Consider the following 16,474-nt stretch of genomic DNA (forward strand, 5'->3'; position numbering starts at 1 on the left):
AGCTCAACGGAACACTCCATATTTGCGCGTGAAATAAACCGCAAAGAAACTGACTCCGACTGCGGCCGCTTTGGCGACAACAGGCAAAATGCCCAAATCAACGAGCCAGCTTACCATGCTGACCGTTATGCCCAAGCCAAGCACGGCCGTGCCGATGAAACCGAGGCGCTGCAGTTGCAGAGCCGCGCCATCACGGGCTTTTCCTGGAAATACGAAACTGGATGAAATCAACCAGTGGACGAGAATACCGGCGCCATACCCGGCGGCCGATGACCATCCCGGGTCAAACATAAAGGCGACCAGAACCATGAACAAAGCAACGTCAAAGGCAAGGCTAACAACGCTTGCCAGCAAATAGCGGGTGATAGAAAAACGGTTGAGCATGGCCAGCGGAGCGGGCAAATTGCCCACCCAGCCGCCGATAGTCGACCGTCTGTCTATTCCGCTGCGTTCCATTATTTTCTAGGCTGCTTTCTTCGCTTTGGCTTCGGCAGATTCTTCAATCCGGGTCGGGACATCACGCATGCTTTCAAGAGCCGCGGCACGGTCTTCGCTGATTTCCTCAGCAATGATTGTCTCGGCGCCTTCATCACCCGCTTCGTGATATTCCGCGTCTTCGTTGACGTTCCAGACATTCCATTTCCGGGTGCCGGCTTCAATATTTTCGACCGTTAGCATCGCGGTCATCATCGCGTGATCCTGATTGTTATAGCGGTGCATCCCGTTGCGTCCGACCATGTGAAGCGTCGGGAAACGGCTTTCCAGATCATCGCGCATGGTTTCGACGTTGCTTTCATAGCTGTCATCGTAAACCGGATAGGCTTTTTCCTGACGAACGACCGCACCGCCAACCACATCTTCGGGTTTGCACAGGTTGAGGATCGCCATTTCTTTCTTGGCCAGTTCAACCAGGTCCTCGTCCGACGAAGACCACAGGCCGTCATTCTCGAAGCAGAAATATTCAAGGCCGACACAAGCGATATTCTCGTCCGGCACCATTTCAGGCGACCAGCTGCGGAAATTCTGAACGCGGCCGACCTGCACACGATCATCATGGATATAAATCCAGTTGTCGGGGAACAGGTCTTCGGATTTAACCATGATCGCTACGGTCAGGAAATCGCGATAGTTCAGCTCCTGCGCTTCCGGCAAGGACTGTGGCAGCGGGTGGATACGGGTTGCCAGTTCACGCATGGGCGCGCTGGAGATTACATGTTTCGCCGTGAGGACAGTCTCGCCTTCATCTGTAGAAGCGCTCACCCGCCAGTTGCCATCGGCATCCTGTGCGAGCTGCTTCAGACTATGGCCCATCAACACGTCATTGCCCTTGGCTTCGACATGGGCCTTGGCCGCATCCCACATCATACCGGGGCCGAGGCGCGGATAGCGGAAGGTTTCGAGCAGCGTCTTGGTTTCCATGCCGTCATTGGGTTTTTTGTTAAGACCCAAAGACCGTTTCAGACCGTCGACAACCGCGCTCCAGAGGCTCAGCCCCTTGATACGTTGTGCCGCCCAGTCTGCGGACATTTCGTCGCAGGGCATGCCCCAGACTTTCTCAGTATAGGTTTTGAAAAAGATCGAATAGAGCTTGTAACCGAACTGGTTGACCGTCCAGTCTTCAAAGCTTTTGACATTCTTGTTCGGGAAAACTTTCGCCTTGGCATAGCTCAGCATGCAAAGCGTCGAACGCCAGATGCCGAGATTCCAGAGCGCTTCAAAGGCCCGCAGCGGATAGCTGTAAAATTTGCCTTCATAGTAGATGCGACTCATCCGCGGACGTTGAATGAAGTCATCCGGAAGAATTTCGTTCCACAGATCGACCACTTCCTGAGATTTTGAGAAAAAGCGATGACCGCCAATATCAAAGCGAAAACCTTCATGTTCCACTGTCCGGCTGATGCCACCAACATATTGGGGGTCTTTTTCGATCACTTTGACCGAATAGCCTTTTTTGGAAAGCAGATAGGCGGCGGTCAGGCCGGCTGGCCCCGCGCCAATAATAGCGACATCTACTGGAGTATTAGAGGGTTTTTCCTGTGTGGTCATAAAGTCTGGTCCCTGTCCATGGTGCGCGCATATCCGCGCCGTTCATGTTTCAGAAACCGGAGTGAACGAAATTGGTTAACGAAAGGTTATGGGTCGTCGGGAATTTGCCAAACAATAGTCTGATAATCGCAATCCAAAACCCGGTTCAGGACCCTGGGCCATAGACGCAAATTATCGACGGACTTTCTGAAACCTGTCGAGGGTCACGCCACTCACCTAGTCCGACACCACTTCACCGAGCAAATCCTCTGGCAATATCGGCTGACTCAACAATGCTTCCATCGCCTTCCAGCGCCAAACCGGTGAACTGCCTCCGCTTTCGATCCAGTCACGGACCATTTCCATGCCGAGGCCATAGTTGATCACATAGCTGCGATATTGTTCGGTGAAGTCGGTCATCTGCGCAGCACGTTTGGCCGATACCAGTTGATATTTCTGCGTGAGCACAATTGCTTCATCCCGCGAGATCTCGCCATCAAGATATTGTTTGGCAATGGTCATGCGTGCACCGCTAAGCGCCTGCTTGGCGATTTGCATCGCCCAATAGGCTGCCGCTGTGTCGGGATCCAGACCGGCGAGTGGATAAAGCACGTCGCGCTCATAGTCCAATCGCTGCTGTCCCGTGAACGCTAGCTCGATCCCATAGTTGGCCGACCCCTCAGCGATCAGGCTTTGTGGGGAATAGAGCGGATAGATCGAGAATTCCTGCCAGCCTTTGCCGCGTGTCAAATTCTGCTCAAGCAGCATATTATAAACGTGGTGACCGGGATATCCTTCGTGGCAGCCCAGATCGACGGCACGGCCAATGAAGATCGGCAGATCGGTGTTGATCTGGATCAAACTTTGATAATTGCCTTGGTAATAATTATACCCGCTCCAGCTTTTGCCGGTAACAAATTCCATCTTGAAATTCTCGGTTTTGGGCAGGCCGAAATATTTCTCGGTTCGCGCCTTACACTCAGCGATTGCGGCATCGAAAACAACCTTCAGACGGTCTTTCGGGATGATATACCCCTTCTCAAAATCCGCCACCCGTTCGCTAAGCGGTCCATCACCGGGCGCAAGATTCTCGATTTCCTCAAGCACAGGGTCGAAGGCAGAGAGCGGCTTGAATATGGGGGTGACATCGAACAGCCCCTTGGCCTCCTTGGCAAACGGAAACACCTCTTCCTGCATCATCGCGTGACGGGTCAGCGCAGCTTCCAACTGTGCCGACAGGAAGCGCTTGCGCAAGGCTATCTCTGGATCATCACCGTCGGAAGCCGCGTCGAGCCGCAACATCAGATCGATGATAGCATTGCCCAATTCACGCATATCACGCGGATCGGATTTTGCCGCCGTGGCCCATTCTTCCGGTCCGTAATAAGCGTCAACATAGCCTGGCTCTTTTTCGCCAAGAGCAAGCGTCAGCTTGACATAGTCAGATGCGATCTTGTCCAAAGTCGCCGTGACCGGCGAAGGCGGATGGGCTTGCTCTACAGACTGAACAGTCGAGACCTCCATCTGTGTGGCGGTACAACCAGACAGAAAAGCCGTTGCGGCGAGCAGACCGAGAAGCCTCAAAGAGTCACCTTCAGCTCTTGCTCGTCTTCCATCGAGTCCAAATGTCCGCCCTGCGGTGCAAAGCGCAAAATCAAGAAACCGACAACTGCGGAAAGAAGTGACCCCATCAACACCCCGATCTTGGCTTCCTCGATCAACAATTCATTGCCCGGAAATGCCAGTGCGCCGATAAACAGGCTCATCGTAAAGCCGATACCGCAGAGCATCGCCACGCCATATACTTGCAACCAAGTGGCGCCACCCAAACGACCGGCGAAACCTGTTTTTACCGCGATCCAGACACTTGCGAAAATTCCGATTTGCTTGCCGAAGAACAGACCAGCCGCGATGCCCAAAGGCAGCGGCGCGAAAATCTGATCCATGCCGAGCCCCTCCAATGAAACACCGGCATTGGCAAAACCGAAGACCGGAACAATCAGGAAAGCGCTCCAGGGCGCAATCCCATGTTCCATGATGTGCAGTGGAGAATTTTGGGCATCTGGTGATGTCGGGGTGACGATGATCGGAATACACAATGCCGCCAAAACACCGGCTATGGTGGCATGTACGCCGGACATCAAAACCGCATACCAGAGAATGATAGACAGGATGATATAAGGCCACAGCTTGAGAACGCCGTTGCGGTTCATGGTGTACATGATGGCGAGGATCACGGCACTGGCGAGCAGGGCTGCACCATTGATCTCTGCGGTATAAACCAGCGCAATAATTGCCACCGCGCCCATATCATCGACGATCGCCACCGTGACCAGGAAAAGCTTCAGCGAAGCCGGAGCTCTGGAACCAAGCAGCGCCAAGACGCCAATGGCAAAGGCAATATCCGTCGCAGCCGGGATTGCCCAGCCATTGTATAGCGCTGGCACATCCTTGACGATAAACAGATAGATAACCGCCGGCACAACCATACCAGCCGCCGCAGCGAGTACCGGCAAGCGTCTGCGTTCCCAGGTATTGAGACGTCCATCGACAAATTCACGTTTTATTTCCAGCCCGACCAGAAAGAAAAAGACCGCCATCAGACCATCATTGATCCACAGATGGGGCGTCATCGGTCCAAGTTTGCTGGATAGGGTCGGCCCCTTTAATTCGTGCAGAAAATGATGATACATGTCGTACAACGGGCTGTTCGCCACAATCATAGCGAGGGCGGCTGCAAACATCAGCAAGATACCACCGGCCGCTTCGCTTCTCAGAAAATCGCGTAGCGCGGAATCTCTGCCTAAGCGTTGCACTTTTTCGTCTGCCATAAGGGCACCTTTTTTGGAATTTTAATTGGTCAGAGTCATGCGCAGACTATGTTACAAAATCAAGGCCTGTATGCAGAGAATTGGGTCTTAGGCGGCAACCAATTCGCGAATATTGGCAGCAATAGTATAGCTTTTCTCGCGCGCTGCCTGATCGAAGATTGATCCGGAGATGATCAGCTCGTCAGCGCCCGTGCGGTCGATGAACCGATCTACGCCCTGCTTCACCTTATCTGGCCCACCAATCGCGCTGCCTTGCATGATCTGTCCCAGCATGGATTGGGCCTGTGGAGGCAGGCTTTCGCGATAGCCTTCAACCGGCGGCGGCATTTTTCCGGGATTACCCGTGCGCAACGCAACAAAGCTTTGCATCATGGAACTGGAGAGATATTCGGCTTCTTCATCACTATCCGCTGCAAATATATTGAAACCGCACAGCACGTAGGGTTCGGCAAGCTGTTCAGAGGGCTTAAAGTCACGGCGATAGATCATCAGTGCTTCGTCCAGCATCTGAGGCGCGAAATGCGAGGCGAAGGCATAAGGCAGACCAAGAGCGGCCGCCAACTGTGCCCCGAACAGGCTGCTGCCGAGAATGTAGAGCGGTATGTTCGTGCCCTGCCCCGGTGTCGCCTGTATTCCGAGTCTGTCATCGCCAGCCAAAAAGGCTTGCAGTTCCAACACGTCGCGCGGAAATTCATTCGCGTCACTTTGCAAGCCGCGCCGCAACGCCTGAGCGGTCCGCTGGTCTGAACCGGGTGCGCGACCAAGGCCGAGGTCAACGCGCCCCGGGAACAAAGCTTCCAATGTCCCGAATTGCTCGGCGATCACCATGGGTGCGTGATTGGGTAGCATGATCCCGCCGGCACCGATGCGGATGGACTTGGTTCCCTGCCCGATATGCGCGAGTGAAACCGCTGTCGCCGCACTGGCTATGCCTTCCATACCGTGATGTTCGGCCATCCAGAATCGTTCATAGCCCAGTGCCTCGGCATGCTGGGCCAGCGCCAAAGACCGATCCAGCGCTGTCTTTACGTCGCTTCCTTGCGGAACCGGAGATAGATCAAGAATGGAAAATTTTACCGCATTGGTCATTGCACGTTCCTTTGCCCCAGCTGTCCGGCGACCTTGATCGCATAGCCATTGGGGACATTGCGAAAGCCTAAGGTCGGCAATAGCAGCGTCCAGGCACGATTGCCGCCTGACAGAAATAACCGGGCCGTATAAAATCCATTGCCCTCTAGCTTGAAGGTCAGTTGCTCCATCCCGGAGCCGCTTTGAAGAGGCAGGACCAATACACCATCGCGGCATTCGGCATTTCCCAACAGGCCTTGCTTCAAATCAAGGCCCGGAATATTTGCGTCCAGTGAGAGCCGAACCTTGCCACTGGCCGATTGGCAGCGGCCCTGAGCAAAAGCGACGTTCAAACCATCCAGATCGATGTTAGACGCGGGCAATGGTGCCAATTGCGAACCAATATTCAACTGTGTCTTTAAATCCTGAACCAACAGGTTTTGGCCATTTTTCCCGATGGTAGCGGCTAGTCCGTCCTGAACTGAACCGGCAGGGCGTTCCAGATCCATCAAAATTTTTCCAGTCAAAAGCGGTACAAATTGAACGCCTGCATCCAGATCACCCAATGCAAACGGGCCCAGTTGGGCGCCTTCAATCCGGCCATTCCAAACAGACCCTGTGATGTCCTTGGCCGAAAAGCGCGATCCTTCCAGTCCGGCCAAGCTGACCGCTAGCCGCAGCGGCAGGAAGAATAGCGCAACCGCGAGCACCGCCAGCAGGATCAATATATAAGTCAATGGGCGCGGCACCTGCTTTCCTTCGGATCAGAGTTCGGGAACAAAGCGGTCGAAATATGAGAAGATATCCTCTTCCTCCCGGCTCGCCGCGTTGCGCCATTTGGGAGCCGACTTGCGGTTCAGCAAGGCCCCACGAGGCGAGAGAATAAGCACCGTCGGCGTGCCTTTGATCGATTTGATACCAAAGCGCTGGGCGATATCAATATTGCGGTCCTTGAAACCGACATCGACATAGACGAGTTCATATTTTTCCTGAAGCATCGCAGCGAAACGCGGCTCCGCAAACCAACCGGCCAATCCGCGGCTATCGTGACACCAGTTCGCGCCCATGACCACAATCACCCGTCTATCCGAGCTTAGCGAACGAGCCAACGCTGCATCAACTTGAGAAGATGCATCCGATTCTGATTCAAACGGTCGGGCTTCAGGGTGGTCCGCTTCGGCTGGCGCAGCAGACACGGCCGAGGCCGAAGGAAGGGCCAATAGGGCCAAAACAAGCAGCAACAATCTCATACACCGGCTATTACACTTCCAGCGGCGTGAGGGAACAGGCTTTTGTGAGACCAAGGCCGCGTTTCATAGCCGGATAGCTGCGGACAATCGCCGCAGACATGGCCAATTCGAAACGAACGGTGCGGCCATATTCCGCCTCGATCCTATCGCCCAGTTCAAACGCATCGACCGATTGTGTCGCGATGGCATGACCGAATTTATATGCCAACGCCTGATCTTCAGGCAGATTGTCTGCCCCTTTGAACCATCTATTGACGGTTTCTCTCGGGACATTGTCGACCAGCGCCCAATTCGCGCATGTGATCGCGCAAGGCCCGCAATCCTCGACCATATTGGCACCCATACGGGCTGCATGAAACAAGATGGCCGGTGCTTCATGCCGATGCATGGAGGCTGGCATGAAATGGGTAAATTTCTCAAACGCATGGCCGGGTGCTGCAGCGACCTCATAGAGATATTGTTTCTCGCTTTCGTCGATCTTCGCCGTAGCGACTTTGAGAAAGAGCGATCGAGGAATTCCGGCAGGCGCAATCCTTTGCCGCGCGAACAATATGCCGAGCGCAACAAACACCAGCAGTGGCGGCCCCAATACCCCCGGCGCATCGGCTATGAAAACATCCGGCGAGCATATTCCGACCGATACCTCGTAAATATGCAAGACACCGTGCAGCGACAACCATAATGCTCCGGCAAACGCCGCCAGCCAGCGCAAGTGAATGTTCCAGCTCGCGTAGAGCAGGATGAACCCGCAAACCGCATAAGCAATGCCGATATCGCGGATGAAATGCTTGTTCGGCGGACCGGTGGTGATGACCGTGGGGATCGCGACATACCAATCCAGCGGCCAGATGATCATGAACAGACCAAAGAGCAGCGCAAAAAGACCGACGGCCAACACCAGAAATTGCGCGAGGCGGTCCAGCCAGTCTGGTTTCCCAATGAGCATGATTTTGACCTTTATCCGTTTTCGACTCTATGTTATTCGGATATTTATTGTCTGAATTAAACAAAGAGTCAAGCGATGCAGATTTCCAAAGGCGTAGAATGGGCAGCTCATGCCGCCGCCATGATGATTGCCCTGCCGGAAGGTCGCGGGCTAAAAGCCGAAGCGCTCGCGCGATATCATGACGTGCCTACAGCCTATATGGCGAAACAGCTGCAAGCGCTGAGCAAGGCCGGGATCATTCAATCCTCGCGCGGGGCCCATGGCGGCTACCGGCTCGCAAAACTGGCCACAGATATTAGCCTGTGGGACATAACCGCCGCGGTGGATGGCCGTACACCCGCTTTTCGATGCACCGAAATCCGGCAAAACGGCCCCTGCGGCCTAAAGCGAAAGGACTGCAAAAGCCCGTGCCATATCGCCGCATCCTTCGCGGTGGCGGAAGCAGCGTTCCGCAATAGTTTGAAGGCGGTGACCCTGGCCGACCTGGGAGGACAAGTGGTCCGAGATTCCACGCCCGAACATTTGACGGATGTCATGACCTGGTTGCACGAAGAGGCCCAACCGTTGAGTGAAACCAGCTAACCGGCAGATAGGTGCTATTCAGCAGCCTCAACCAGTTCCGCTTCCGCCTCAATCTCCGCCGCTTTGGCTTCGACCAGCTTGACGATATGATCGACCATAGCATCATCTTCGACATGATGATCCGTGACACCGGAAAGATAGACCATGTGCTTGCCCTTGCCGCCGCCGGTGATGCCGATGTCGGTTTCGCGGGCCTCGCCGGGACCGTTTACGACACAGCCCAGGACAGAGAGCGATAAAGGCGTGCGGATATGCTGCAACCGCTCTTCCAGCGTCTGGACGGTGCGGATCACGTCAAACCCCTGCCGCGCGCAACTGGGGCAAGACACGACGCGGACACCCCGTGTTCTCAGGCCCAATGATTTGAGCATTTCATAACCGACGCGCACTTCTTCTTCCGGTTCCGCCGACAGGCTTACCCGGATTGTGTCGCCAATGCCGGCCCAGAGCAAATTGCCCATGCCAATCGAGCTTTTCACGGTGCCGCCGATCAAGCCACCGGCTTCGGTGATGCCGAGATGCAATGGGCAGTCCACTGCGTCCGCAAGTTGCGCATAAGCTGCAACCGCCAGGAACACGTCGGATGCTTTCACCGCAACCTTGAATTCATGAAAATCATGATCCTGCAAAATCTTGATATGATCGAGCGCGCTTTCGACCAGTGCCTCGGGACAAGGCTCGCCATATTTTTCGAGCAGGTCTTTTTCCAGACTACCGGCGTTTACGCCGATACGGATCGCACAGCCATTGGACTTGGCCGCATCAATGACTTCCTTCACCCGGTCCGCAGATCCGATATTGCCCGGATTGATCCGCAAGCAGGCCGCGCCCGCCTCGGCGGCTTCAATCCCGCGCTTATAGTGAAAATGAATATCCGCGACGATGGGCACTTTGCTGGCCCGCACAATCTGTTTGAGCGCTGCCGTGCTTTCGACATCGGGACAGGACACGCGGATGATATCAACACCCGCCTCTTCGCAGCGCCGGATCTGGTCGATCGTCGCCTTGGCGTCCGAGGTCAACGTATTGGTCATCGTCTGCACGGTAATCGGCGCATCGCCGCCTACCGGAACATCACCAACCATGATCTGGCGGCTCTTGCGCCGTTCAATATCGCGCCAGGGACGGAGGGAAGAGTTTTGGGCGGTCATATCTTTGCTCTTGTCAGAAGGGCCTAATTACCGGACATATAGGCTGTCTGCCAAGAAATGGTAAGAGCCAATCGGGAGAGAGTTTGGATGATCCGCTATTTACGAATTTTATGCGCATTGGCTTTGGCCGCAGGCGCAGCGAATATGCCAGCCGCGGCGCAAGCTTTCCCGGACGGCGAAGCCTGGTCCATCGCTATTCATGGCGGAGCCGGAACCATCGAGCGCGAGAATATCACGCCTGAGAAAGATGCAGAGATCAGAGCCGCGCTCTCCAAGGCTCTCGATGCAGGGTTCAGAATTCTTCGCGACGGCGGCAGTTCGATGGATGCGATCACCGCGACCATCATGATCCTTGAAGATGACCCCAATTTCAACGCTGGCAAGGGCGCGGTGTTCACTTGGGACAAGACCAACGAGCTCGACAGCAGCATTATGGATGGCAGTGACCTGTCCGCTGGCGCGGCGGCGGGCATCAACGGCACCAAAAACCCGATCTTGCTGGCCCGCGCGGTGAAAGACAATAGTCCGCACGTGATGCTGTCCGGCGCAGGCGCCAACCAGTTCAGCCGGGAACAGGGACTTGAGCAGGTCACAGCGGATTATTATGCAACACCACGACGGCTTGAACAGATCGATGCGGTTCTCGCCAAAGAAATCAGCGCTGCCGATGTCGACTATAAATTCGGCACAGTTGGCGCGGTCGCCATGGACAAAAACGGCAATATGGCCGCTGGCACCTCGACTGGCGGGATGACCGGCAAGCGATGGGGTCGGATTGGCGACAGTCCGATCATCGGCGCAGGCACCTATGCCGACGATCGCAGCTGTGCAATCTCCGCAACCGGAGCGGGCGAATATTTCATTCGGCTCGGCGTCGCTCACGAAATCTGCGCCCGCATTCGGATGCGCTGGCCAATTGCTATCGAAGAAGCCCAATTGACCGTACCGAAAGATGCAGACGGCAATTACACCTATATCATTCACGCCAGTGAATTCATGCTGCCGGATGCGGAAATCCAGCAGATTGCCGATGATGTGATTGCCGAACTCGGCGAGCTAGGCGGCGATGGCGGGATCATTTACGCCACGCCATGGGGACAGGCCGGTTACAGCTACAACACCCCCGGCATGTACCGCGGCCGTGCCACCAGCGAAGGCGAGAAGAGCGTTGGCATCTATGGGGATGAGGATTAGCTTCTAAATCCCTTCAAGCAGACTCACTTTTGCTGCCGGTGAGAGCCATAATTCGCGCTTGGCTATAATGCTCGATCGCGAAGGGCCGAGTGGACGCATCGCTAATGTCCGCTTTGGGCGCAAAAGGGGACTCTAGAAAAGCAGCCTTCAAACTACGCAGAGATCTTGAGATGCGCAGCTATCTCTTCAACACACGCCGTTGGTGATGAGTCGGTTGTGTCGATTTCAAGATCATATGGTATTTCCGCATGGACTACATCAAGTTGCGATTGCGCTAGACCAATTCTCCGGTCTCCACGAGCCAATTCACGTCTTTCAAGTTCATCCAATCGGCAATCAACCTTCACGACTAACGTAGGTACACCAACAAGAGCATCCGAGAACTCCAAGTGAGATTTTAGACCGCTATGCACAATGTCTACAACAACATTATGTCCAGTATCCGCCAGAGCTCTGACTGATTTTGCCATGGCCAGTTTCATTGCAGGAAAATTCAAGGAATTGGCAGGAATATCTTGAGGAGTCATGTTCCAAAACGCATCGAGCTGGCAATGCAGATAGGTATCATTCAACTTTCGTTGAAGCTCTCGAGATAGAGTAGATTTTCCGGAACTGGATGTCCCGTTGAGTACAATCACATTTCCTGTTTTTGCCAAGTATCATTCCCTAAGATTGATCATAAGTGATGTCTGGTTCTATTGACCGTTCCTCTAATCCAAATCAACGGAAGTTATCTCGGATGTGTGATAGTCCAATGTCCGCTTTCGGGATAAAGCGGACATCTATTCACATCCAGCCGCCGGCTGAGGGTGAGCCGACAGAAGTTGTGCGGTCTCGATCCGAAACAAGCTGTTTCGAGACTTGCTAAGCACGAACATGAACTCACGGTCCTCGCGCATATAAGTATGAGCGAAATATCGTATTGGGACAAGTGATGGGATATCTGTTCCTACTACGACCTTTCTAACCTTTATTCTGCCGGTAGCCCAGCCATGGCCTAGAAGGTCATCTTCAATATAGACAGCTTCGTAGTCTTCATTTTCAAGTCGACCAATCAGAACGATGTCATCGCACCCATAACGCAAAATTCTATCATCTGTAGACGGAAGTGTTGAGCATGCGACGATCATCAAGCTTGCTAATAAGAGAGAACCCATGATCTTCATAGTTATCGCGTTACCAGACGGCGCACCACCAAACTAGCAATTATTGTCGTAACAATATCTAATTCCAATGTCCGCTTTCGGGATGTTGTCGTCTCCAAAAGTTCGGTTTTCTCCGCTGCGACAATGGCTCCAATGCCTAGTGACAGGATCACGACTGAGTTGCCTGTGTGAGTTCCGCTAAGCGGAGAGAAGCCGGAGACATTATGTTCAAATGAACCAGGGGCCCTAGGCGAGAAACGCATATCATCTGCTCCGTGCAACTTTACGACTTGCCAATCTGGAAGCAGCGGCAATGGAGATAGGAAAAAGCGTGCCCCGAACATTTCTCAATCGACGTCACTTTGCCTTCGCGATGGTTGCTGGAGGCGTGACCATCGCGCGCAAAATTTCGGCAAAGCCAGTTCCGGTTTCTGACCTGCACATAGAATCGGAAATTGGTTATCATCGTTGCCGGACCGGCGCCGTCCATTTTCGTTCCGTTCGTCCCGCAGTTGATAGCTGCAAAACGCCCCTCCTCTGTCTTCACGCCAGCCCCGGTTCAAGCCGGGCCTATACGAATTTCCTGCCCAGAATGGGCTCAGATCGCCTTACAATTGCAGCCGATACGCCAGGATATGGCCTGTCGGATCGCCCTTCCGAACAATCCGGCATCGCTGATTTTGCTGGAGCTATGGGAGATTTGATGGATGCGATGAATCTGCAGAAGATCGACCTGCTCGGCAGTCACACCAGTTCTGCGACCGCGGTGGAACTGGCCCGCCAGAGACCGGACCTCGTCCGGAAAATTGTCCTCAATTCAGCGCTCCTGTTTACGCCGGAGGAGCTTGCTGACATCAGGGCCGACGTTGCGCGTTCGCAGGCATCCAGCTTGGAAGCCGCTGCGGATCAGGTGCCTGAACGCTGGCGGCGATTTCGCAAATACCGATCGGATTTAAGCGAAGAGCAGGCTTGGTTGTTTTTTTGGGAGACAAATCGGGATCCGATGCATCAATCATGGGGTTATGCGGCAGCCTTTGATTACAATTTTGCAGAGGCTTTGGCACAGACAAATCATCCCATGTTGATTCTAAATCCGGACGATGTGCTGTTCCCGATGACCAAGCGCGCCCGAGACTTGGTTCGGAATGGGAAAGTCGTGAATTTGCCATGGAAAATGGGAACATTCGGAACACATTCGGCCAAAGTCGCTACATTGATACGGGACTTTCTAGAAAACTAAGCAGCAATTGTTGTCATGCCCAGAAATGGCTAATACTAGCGTCCGATTTCGGGATATTGCGGACAATACCATTACAACGAGAACAATTAATCTATGGCATGCGAAGTCAACACCAGTTTTGTTCCAGACTTAGATAATTGGGTGGCGGAAGTTGTGGTCGATGATAAGTACGATGCAATGATCCTAAGAGAAAACGGGAAAGTTTATCTGTTAAGTTACAACGATCAGGGCGTCGTCTCAAAATTTGACTACAACGAATTTGAAAAAGGGATTGGGCAAGCTATCGCCAAGTTAGAAGCAATCGCATCCGAGACGGACTAGCTTCGATTTCTAATGTCCGCTTTGGGCCCAAAAGCGGACAGATGGCTCGAACCATTAGTGTAGGTCTTTTTTGAGAGCATTCGGAAAAATATCCCCTACTCACCAAATACTTGTACTGTGTTTCCTTCAGGATCTCGCATAGCAAAAGTCCGTAGGTGCAGCGGCGCGCCTGTTGAGACAATAGGATGATTGAAATTCGCTCCTTTGGTTTCAAGGAATCTTGCCAATTCATCAAGGTCATTGGCGAAAAAGCCAATCTTAAAAACTCCAAAGGCACGGTGCGCTTCTTTTTTTCCATCCATATATAGGTGCCGGTCAACAGCATCGCTCCGCATTTGCATTTCAATCAACAGTTGGTTGTTTCCTAAGATTACTACGGGGCCATCAGGTGCTGGCCGATCGGCTTTCACAATCTGTTCTACCTTCAGCATTTGCTGATACCAGGCACTCATCGAGTCGATGTCCTTGACTGTAAGCGCAAAAAAAGCTCTTGTTTGTTGAGTCGGAATTGATTGGGTCGCACTGATCACCGGACCCTGAGACAGCGTCTCGCTCTTGCAAGCTGTCAGACATGACATGAACACCAACAACAAAACCCAAAAAAATCCGTATCCACGGGTTTTCATCTTTATACCACCTTCAAAACTTCTGTGCATTGCCCGAATGTCAATTAGGCGCATTATGCTGTTCATAATTGATGAGTCCAGAACTTCGTTCACTAGAAGCCAATGTCCGCTTTCGGGATATAACAGGCATTGGCAACCGGTCGGTGGAATCACAGCGGGGATAGTTTTCGAACGGCTTATGGAGATGTGATAGATTGGATATTGGATTGGGCGGCGTTTATGGCGCCACGACCCACAGAGCCATGGGTTTTAATCGATCAGTGCGGGTAGAAAATCACTCGCCCGATTAAAATCAAATCTTTGGTAGGCCCGCTGTCGATAGGTGAGCACAGAGCCTGCCGAGAGGCCCAGTTCCAGTCCGATTTTCTTGGCGCTATGGCCCGCGATGGACCGGGCGCAGACTTGCCGTTCGCGCTGGGTCAAGGCGGCGAAAGAGCGTTGCAATCGCCTTTCCATCGTGTCGACAAAGCTTTGCTTGTCAATCGGTGCATGGCGTTTGACCATGATCGCGAGCGTTAGATTGGCAAGGCTTGCCAATTTTCCCAGAACCTCCTGATCGGAGGATTCGATCCGGTAAAAGCTGAGCACCAGAAGATAGCCGGCACCCCGCCAGCCAAAGCTGAGCTTTTCCGAAAAGCCCGGTTTGGCGAAACAATGTTCGCGATAATCATAGGGGATGATGTCTTTCAGGCCGATCCGCTGGACGAAGCTATGGCCTTTTTTGATTTTGCCCATGTGTTGCACCGCCGGATCATGCCTGTAAAAATGGTGCATATAGCTTTTGACGCGTTCATCGGCACCGGCCAGCAGGCTGTTTGATATGATGGAGCGCGGCTCTTTGCCGTCGACCACAATATAGCCGAACAGTTCATCGACATGGGCGATGTCTCCGGCGATCGATAGCAACAGCCGGCCGAAATCATCGGTCCCGACCGCTTCAACCAGCTGTGCCCCAATTTCAGCATCCAGCGGCGGAGCCAATGCAATCGTCATGGCCATCCCCATCTCTCTTTGTATATAGAACTATAGACAAGGCGTCGCTCCGGATCAACGATAAGCAGATGCTATAAACGCGATCGCGATCCCGGCCCCATGGGACGCGGCGCATATTGGGCAGGAGAATATCGGATGGCGAAACCCTTTGCATCTTCGGAAGATCTAACGGAAAAAACCGAAACATTGGAAGTGCTGAGCGATGGCGTGTACGCGCTGACAGCGGAAGGCGACCCCAATGTTGGCGCCATTGAAGGTGAGGATTTTCTGGTCTGCATAGAGGCACGGGCCACCCCCGCCGCCGCCCGCGACTGGCTGGTCAAATTGCGCGAGCATACTGATAAGCCGATCAAATATCTGGTGCTGACCCACTATCACGCGGTGCGCGTCTTGGGTGCGAGCGCTTTTGATGCCGAAACGATCATTACGTCCGATACCACGCTGCGGTTGATCAACGAACGTGGGACGCAGGATTGGGACAGCGAATTTGGCAGAATGCCTCGCCTGTTCAAAGAACCGGAAGAGATTCCCGGTCTGACGCGGCCCAATCTGACGTTCAACGATCATATGACGATCGAGCTGGGCGGGGATCGCGGGCATCTTGATCTGCAATTTTGTGGTCGCGGTCATACCGCTGGCGATATCGTAGTTTGGCATGACCGGTCGAAAACCCTGTTCGCCGGTGATCTGGTCGAGGCGCAAGCCGCGCTCTATACCGGAGACGCCTTCCATATGGACTGGGCCAGCGATACGCTCGATCATGTCAAAGCCTTTCGGTCTGAAAATCTTGTCGGCGGTCGCGGCGCGGTCGCCATCGGCAATGATGCCTGTGATGCAGCGGTGGAGCAAACCCGCGAATTTTTGAACGGAATGATCACCCATGTCCGCGCGGCCCATGGCAATGGGGGCAGTCTGAAAGATGCGTTTGAGGCGACCCACAAGGCGCTGGCCCCGAAATTCGGGCATTGGCCGATCTTTGAACATTGTCTGCCCTTCAATGTCCAGCGGCTCTGGGATGAGCTGGACGGTCTCGACTGGCCGCGCATCTGGACGATGGAACGCGACCGCGAAGTCTGGGATCAGCTGCAAGACTGAAGGGCTG

Annotated in this window: 17 protein-coding genes; 5 read left to right on the forward strand and 12 right to left on the reverse strand. The window is 53.7% G+C overall.

Features of this window, described 5'->3' with window-relative positions; all coding sequences use genetic code 11:
- Positions 1–3 precede the first annotated feature (3 nt).
- From ABJV08_RS00130 to ABJV08_RS00165, 8 genes are all read right to left on the reverse strand, one after another.
- Positions 4–456: a GtrA family protein gene (locus tag ABJV08_RS00130; RefSeq protein WP_348040027.1), complete on the reverse strand. Its 453-nt coding sequence runs from the start codon at positions 454–456 to the stop codon at positions 4–6.
- A 6-nt stretch (positions 457–462) separates the two neighbouring features.
- Positions 463–2,046, reverse strand: a complete 1,584-nt coding sequence (locus ABJV08_RS00135; protein WP_348040028.1) for an NAD(P)/FAD-dependent oxidoreductase — start codon at positions 2,044–2,046, stop codon at positions 463–465.
- A 216-nt stretch (positions 2,047–2,262) separates the two neighbouring features.
- The gene (locus ABJV08_RS00140) at positions 2,263–3,609 is read right to left on the reverse strand and encodes a hypothetical protein (RefSeq protein ID WP_348040029.1); all 1,347 of its coding nucleotides are present in this window, start codon (positions 3,607–3,609) and stop codon (positions 2,263–2,265) included.
- Positions 3,606–4,856, reverse strand: a complete 1,251-nt coding sequence (nhaA, locus tag ABJV08_RS00145; RefSeq protein WP_348040030.1) for a Na+/H+ antiporter NhaA — start codon at positions 4,854–4,856, stop codon at positions 3,606–3,608. The genes ABJV08_RS00140 and nhaA overlap by 4 nt, the downstream gene beginning before the upstream one ends.
- Positions 4,857–4,943: 87 nt before the next feature.
- Positions 4,944–5,945: an LLM class flavin-dependent oxidoreductase gene (locus tag ABJV08_RS00150; protein WP_348040031.1), complete on the reverse strand. Its 1,002-nt coding sequence runs from the start codon at positions 5,943–5,945 to the stop codon at positions 4,944–4,946.
- Positions 5,942–6,673 (reverse strand): type II secretion system protein N, encoded by a 732-nt coding sequence (gspN, locus tag ABJV08_RS00155; protein WP_348040032.1) that lies wholly within the window; start codon positions 6,671–6,673, stop codon positions 5,942–5,944. The genes ABJV08_RS00150 and gspN overlap by 4 nt, the downstream gene beginning before the upstream one ends.
- A gap of 15 nt (positions 6,674–6,688) precedes the next feature.
- A complete protein-coding gene (locus ABJV08_RS00160; protein WP_348040033.1) occupies positions 6,689–7,120 on the reverse strand; it encodes a thioredoxin family protein in 432 nt (143 codons plus the stop codon).
- A gap of 64 nt (positions 7,121–7,184) precedes the next feature.
- Positions 7,185–8,120, reverse strand: a complete 936-nt coding sequence (locus tag ABJV08_RS00165; RefSeq protein WP_348040034.1) for a hypothetical protein — start codon at positions 8,118–8,120, stop codon at positions 7,185–7,187.
- A 75-nt stretch (positions 8,121–8,195) separates the two neighbouring features.
- On the opposite strand from ABJV08_RS00165, the gene ABJV08_RS00170 reads away from it, so the two are divergent.
- Positions 8,196–8,702, forward strand: a complete 507-nt coding sequence (locus ABJV08_RS00170) for an Rrf2 family transcriptional regulator (RefSeq protein ID WP_348040035.1) — start codon at positions 8,196–8,198, stop codon at positions 8,700–8,702.
- Positions 8,703–8,716: 14 nt separating this feature from the next.
- Here ABJV08_RS00170 and ispG read toward each other — a convergent pair whose 3' ends face one another.
- Positions 8,717–9,853 carry a flavodoxin-dependent (E)-4-hydroxy-3-methylbut-2-enyl-diphosphate synthase gene (ispG, locus tag ABJV08_RS00175; RefSeq protein WP_348040036.1) on the reverse strand — a complete coding sequence of 379 codons (1,137 nt, stop codon included), beginning with the start codon at positions 9,851–9,853 and terminating at the stop codon, positions 8,717–8,719.
- 87 nt (positions 9,854–9,940) lie between these two features.
- Here ispG and ABJV08_RS00180 point away from each other — a divergent pair, with 87 nt between their 5' ends.
- Positions 9,941–11,047, forward strand: a complete 1,107-nt coding sequence (locus ABJV08_RS00180; RefSeq protein WP_348040037.1) for an isoaspartyl peptidase/L-asparaginase — start codon at positions 9,941–9,943, stop codon at positions 11,045–11,047.
- A 152-nt stretch (positions 11,048–11,199) separates the two neighbouring features.
- Here ABJV08_RS00180 and ABJV08_RS00185 read toward each other — a convergent pair whose 3' ends face one another.
- Positions 11,200–11,703, reverse strand: a complete 504-nt coding sequence (locus tag ABJV08_RS00185; protein WP_348040038.1) for an AAA family ATPase — start codon at positions 11,701–11,703, stop codon at positions 11,200–11,202.
- Between the two features lie 820 nt (positions 11,704–12,523).
- Here ABJV08_RS00185 and ABJV08_RS00190 point away from each other — a divergent pair.
- Together ABJV08_RS00190 and ABJV08_RS00195 are read left to right on the forward strand one after the other, a co-directional pair.
- The gene (locus tag ABJV08_RS00190) at positions 12,524–13,432 is read left to right on the forward strand and encodes an alpha/beta hydrolase (RefSeq protein ID WP_348040039.1); all 909 of its coding nucleotides are present in this window, start codon (positions 12,524–12,526) and stop codon (positions 13,430–13,432) included.
- A gap of 93 nt (positions 13,433–13,525) precedes the next feature.
- On the forward strand, positions 13,526–13,753 hold the full coding sequence (locus tag ABJV08_RS00195; protein ID WP_348040040.1) for a hypothetical protein: 228 nt from the start codon (positions 13,526–13,528) through the stop codon (positions 13,751–13,753).
- Between the two features lie 95 nt (positions 13,754–13,848).
- On the opposite strand, the gene ABJV08_RS00200 is transcribed toward ABJV08_RS00195, so the two are convergent.
- Both ABJV08_RS00200 and ABJV08_RS00205 read right to left on the reverse strand, forming a co-directional pair.
- Entirely contained in the window at positions 13,849–14,472 is a 624-nt protein-coding gene (locus ABJV08_RS00200) for a VOC family protein (RefSeq protein WP_348116072.1), read from the reverse strand.
- 156 nt (positions 14,473–14,628) lie between these two features.
- Positions 14,629–15,372 carry a LuxR C-terminal-related transcriptional regulator gene (locus ABJV08_RS00205; RefSeq protein WP_348040042.1) on the reverse strand — a complete coding sequence of 248 codons (744 nt, stop codon included), beginning with the start codon at positions 15,370–15,372 and terminating at the stop codon, positions 14,629–14,631.
- A 135-nt stretch (positions 15,373–15,507) separates the two neighbouring features.
- Between ABJV08_RS00205 and ABJV08_RS00210 the strand changes: the two genes are divergently transcribed.
- A complete protein-coding gene (locus tag ABJV08_RS00210) occupies positions 15,508–16,467 on the forward strand; it encodes an MBL fold metallo-hydrolase (protein WP_348040043.1) in 960 nt (319 codons plus the stop codon).
- Positions 16,468–16,474: the final 7 nt, after the last annotated feature.

The organism is Parasphingorhabdus sp., assembly GCF_039982395.1.
Lineage (GTDB): Bacteria > Pseudomonadota > Alphaproteobacteria > Sphingomonadales > Sphingomonadaceae > Parasphingorhabdus.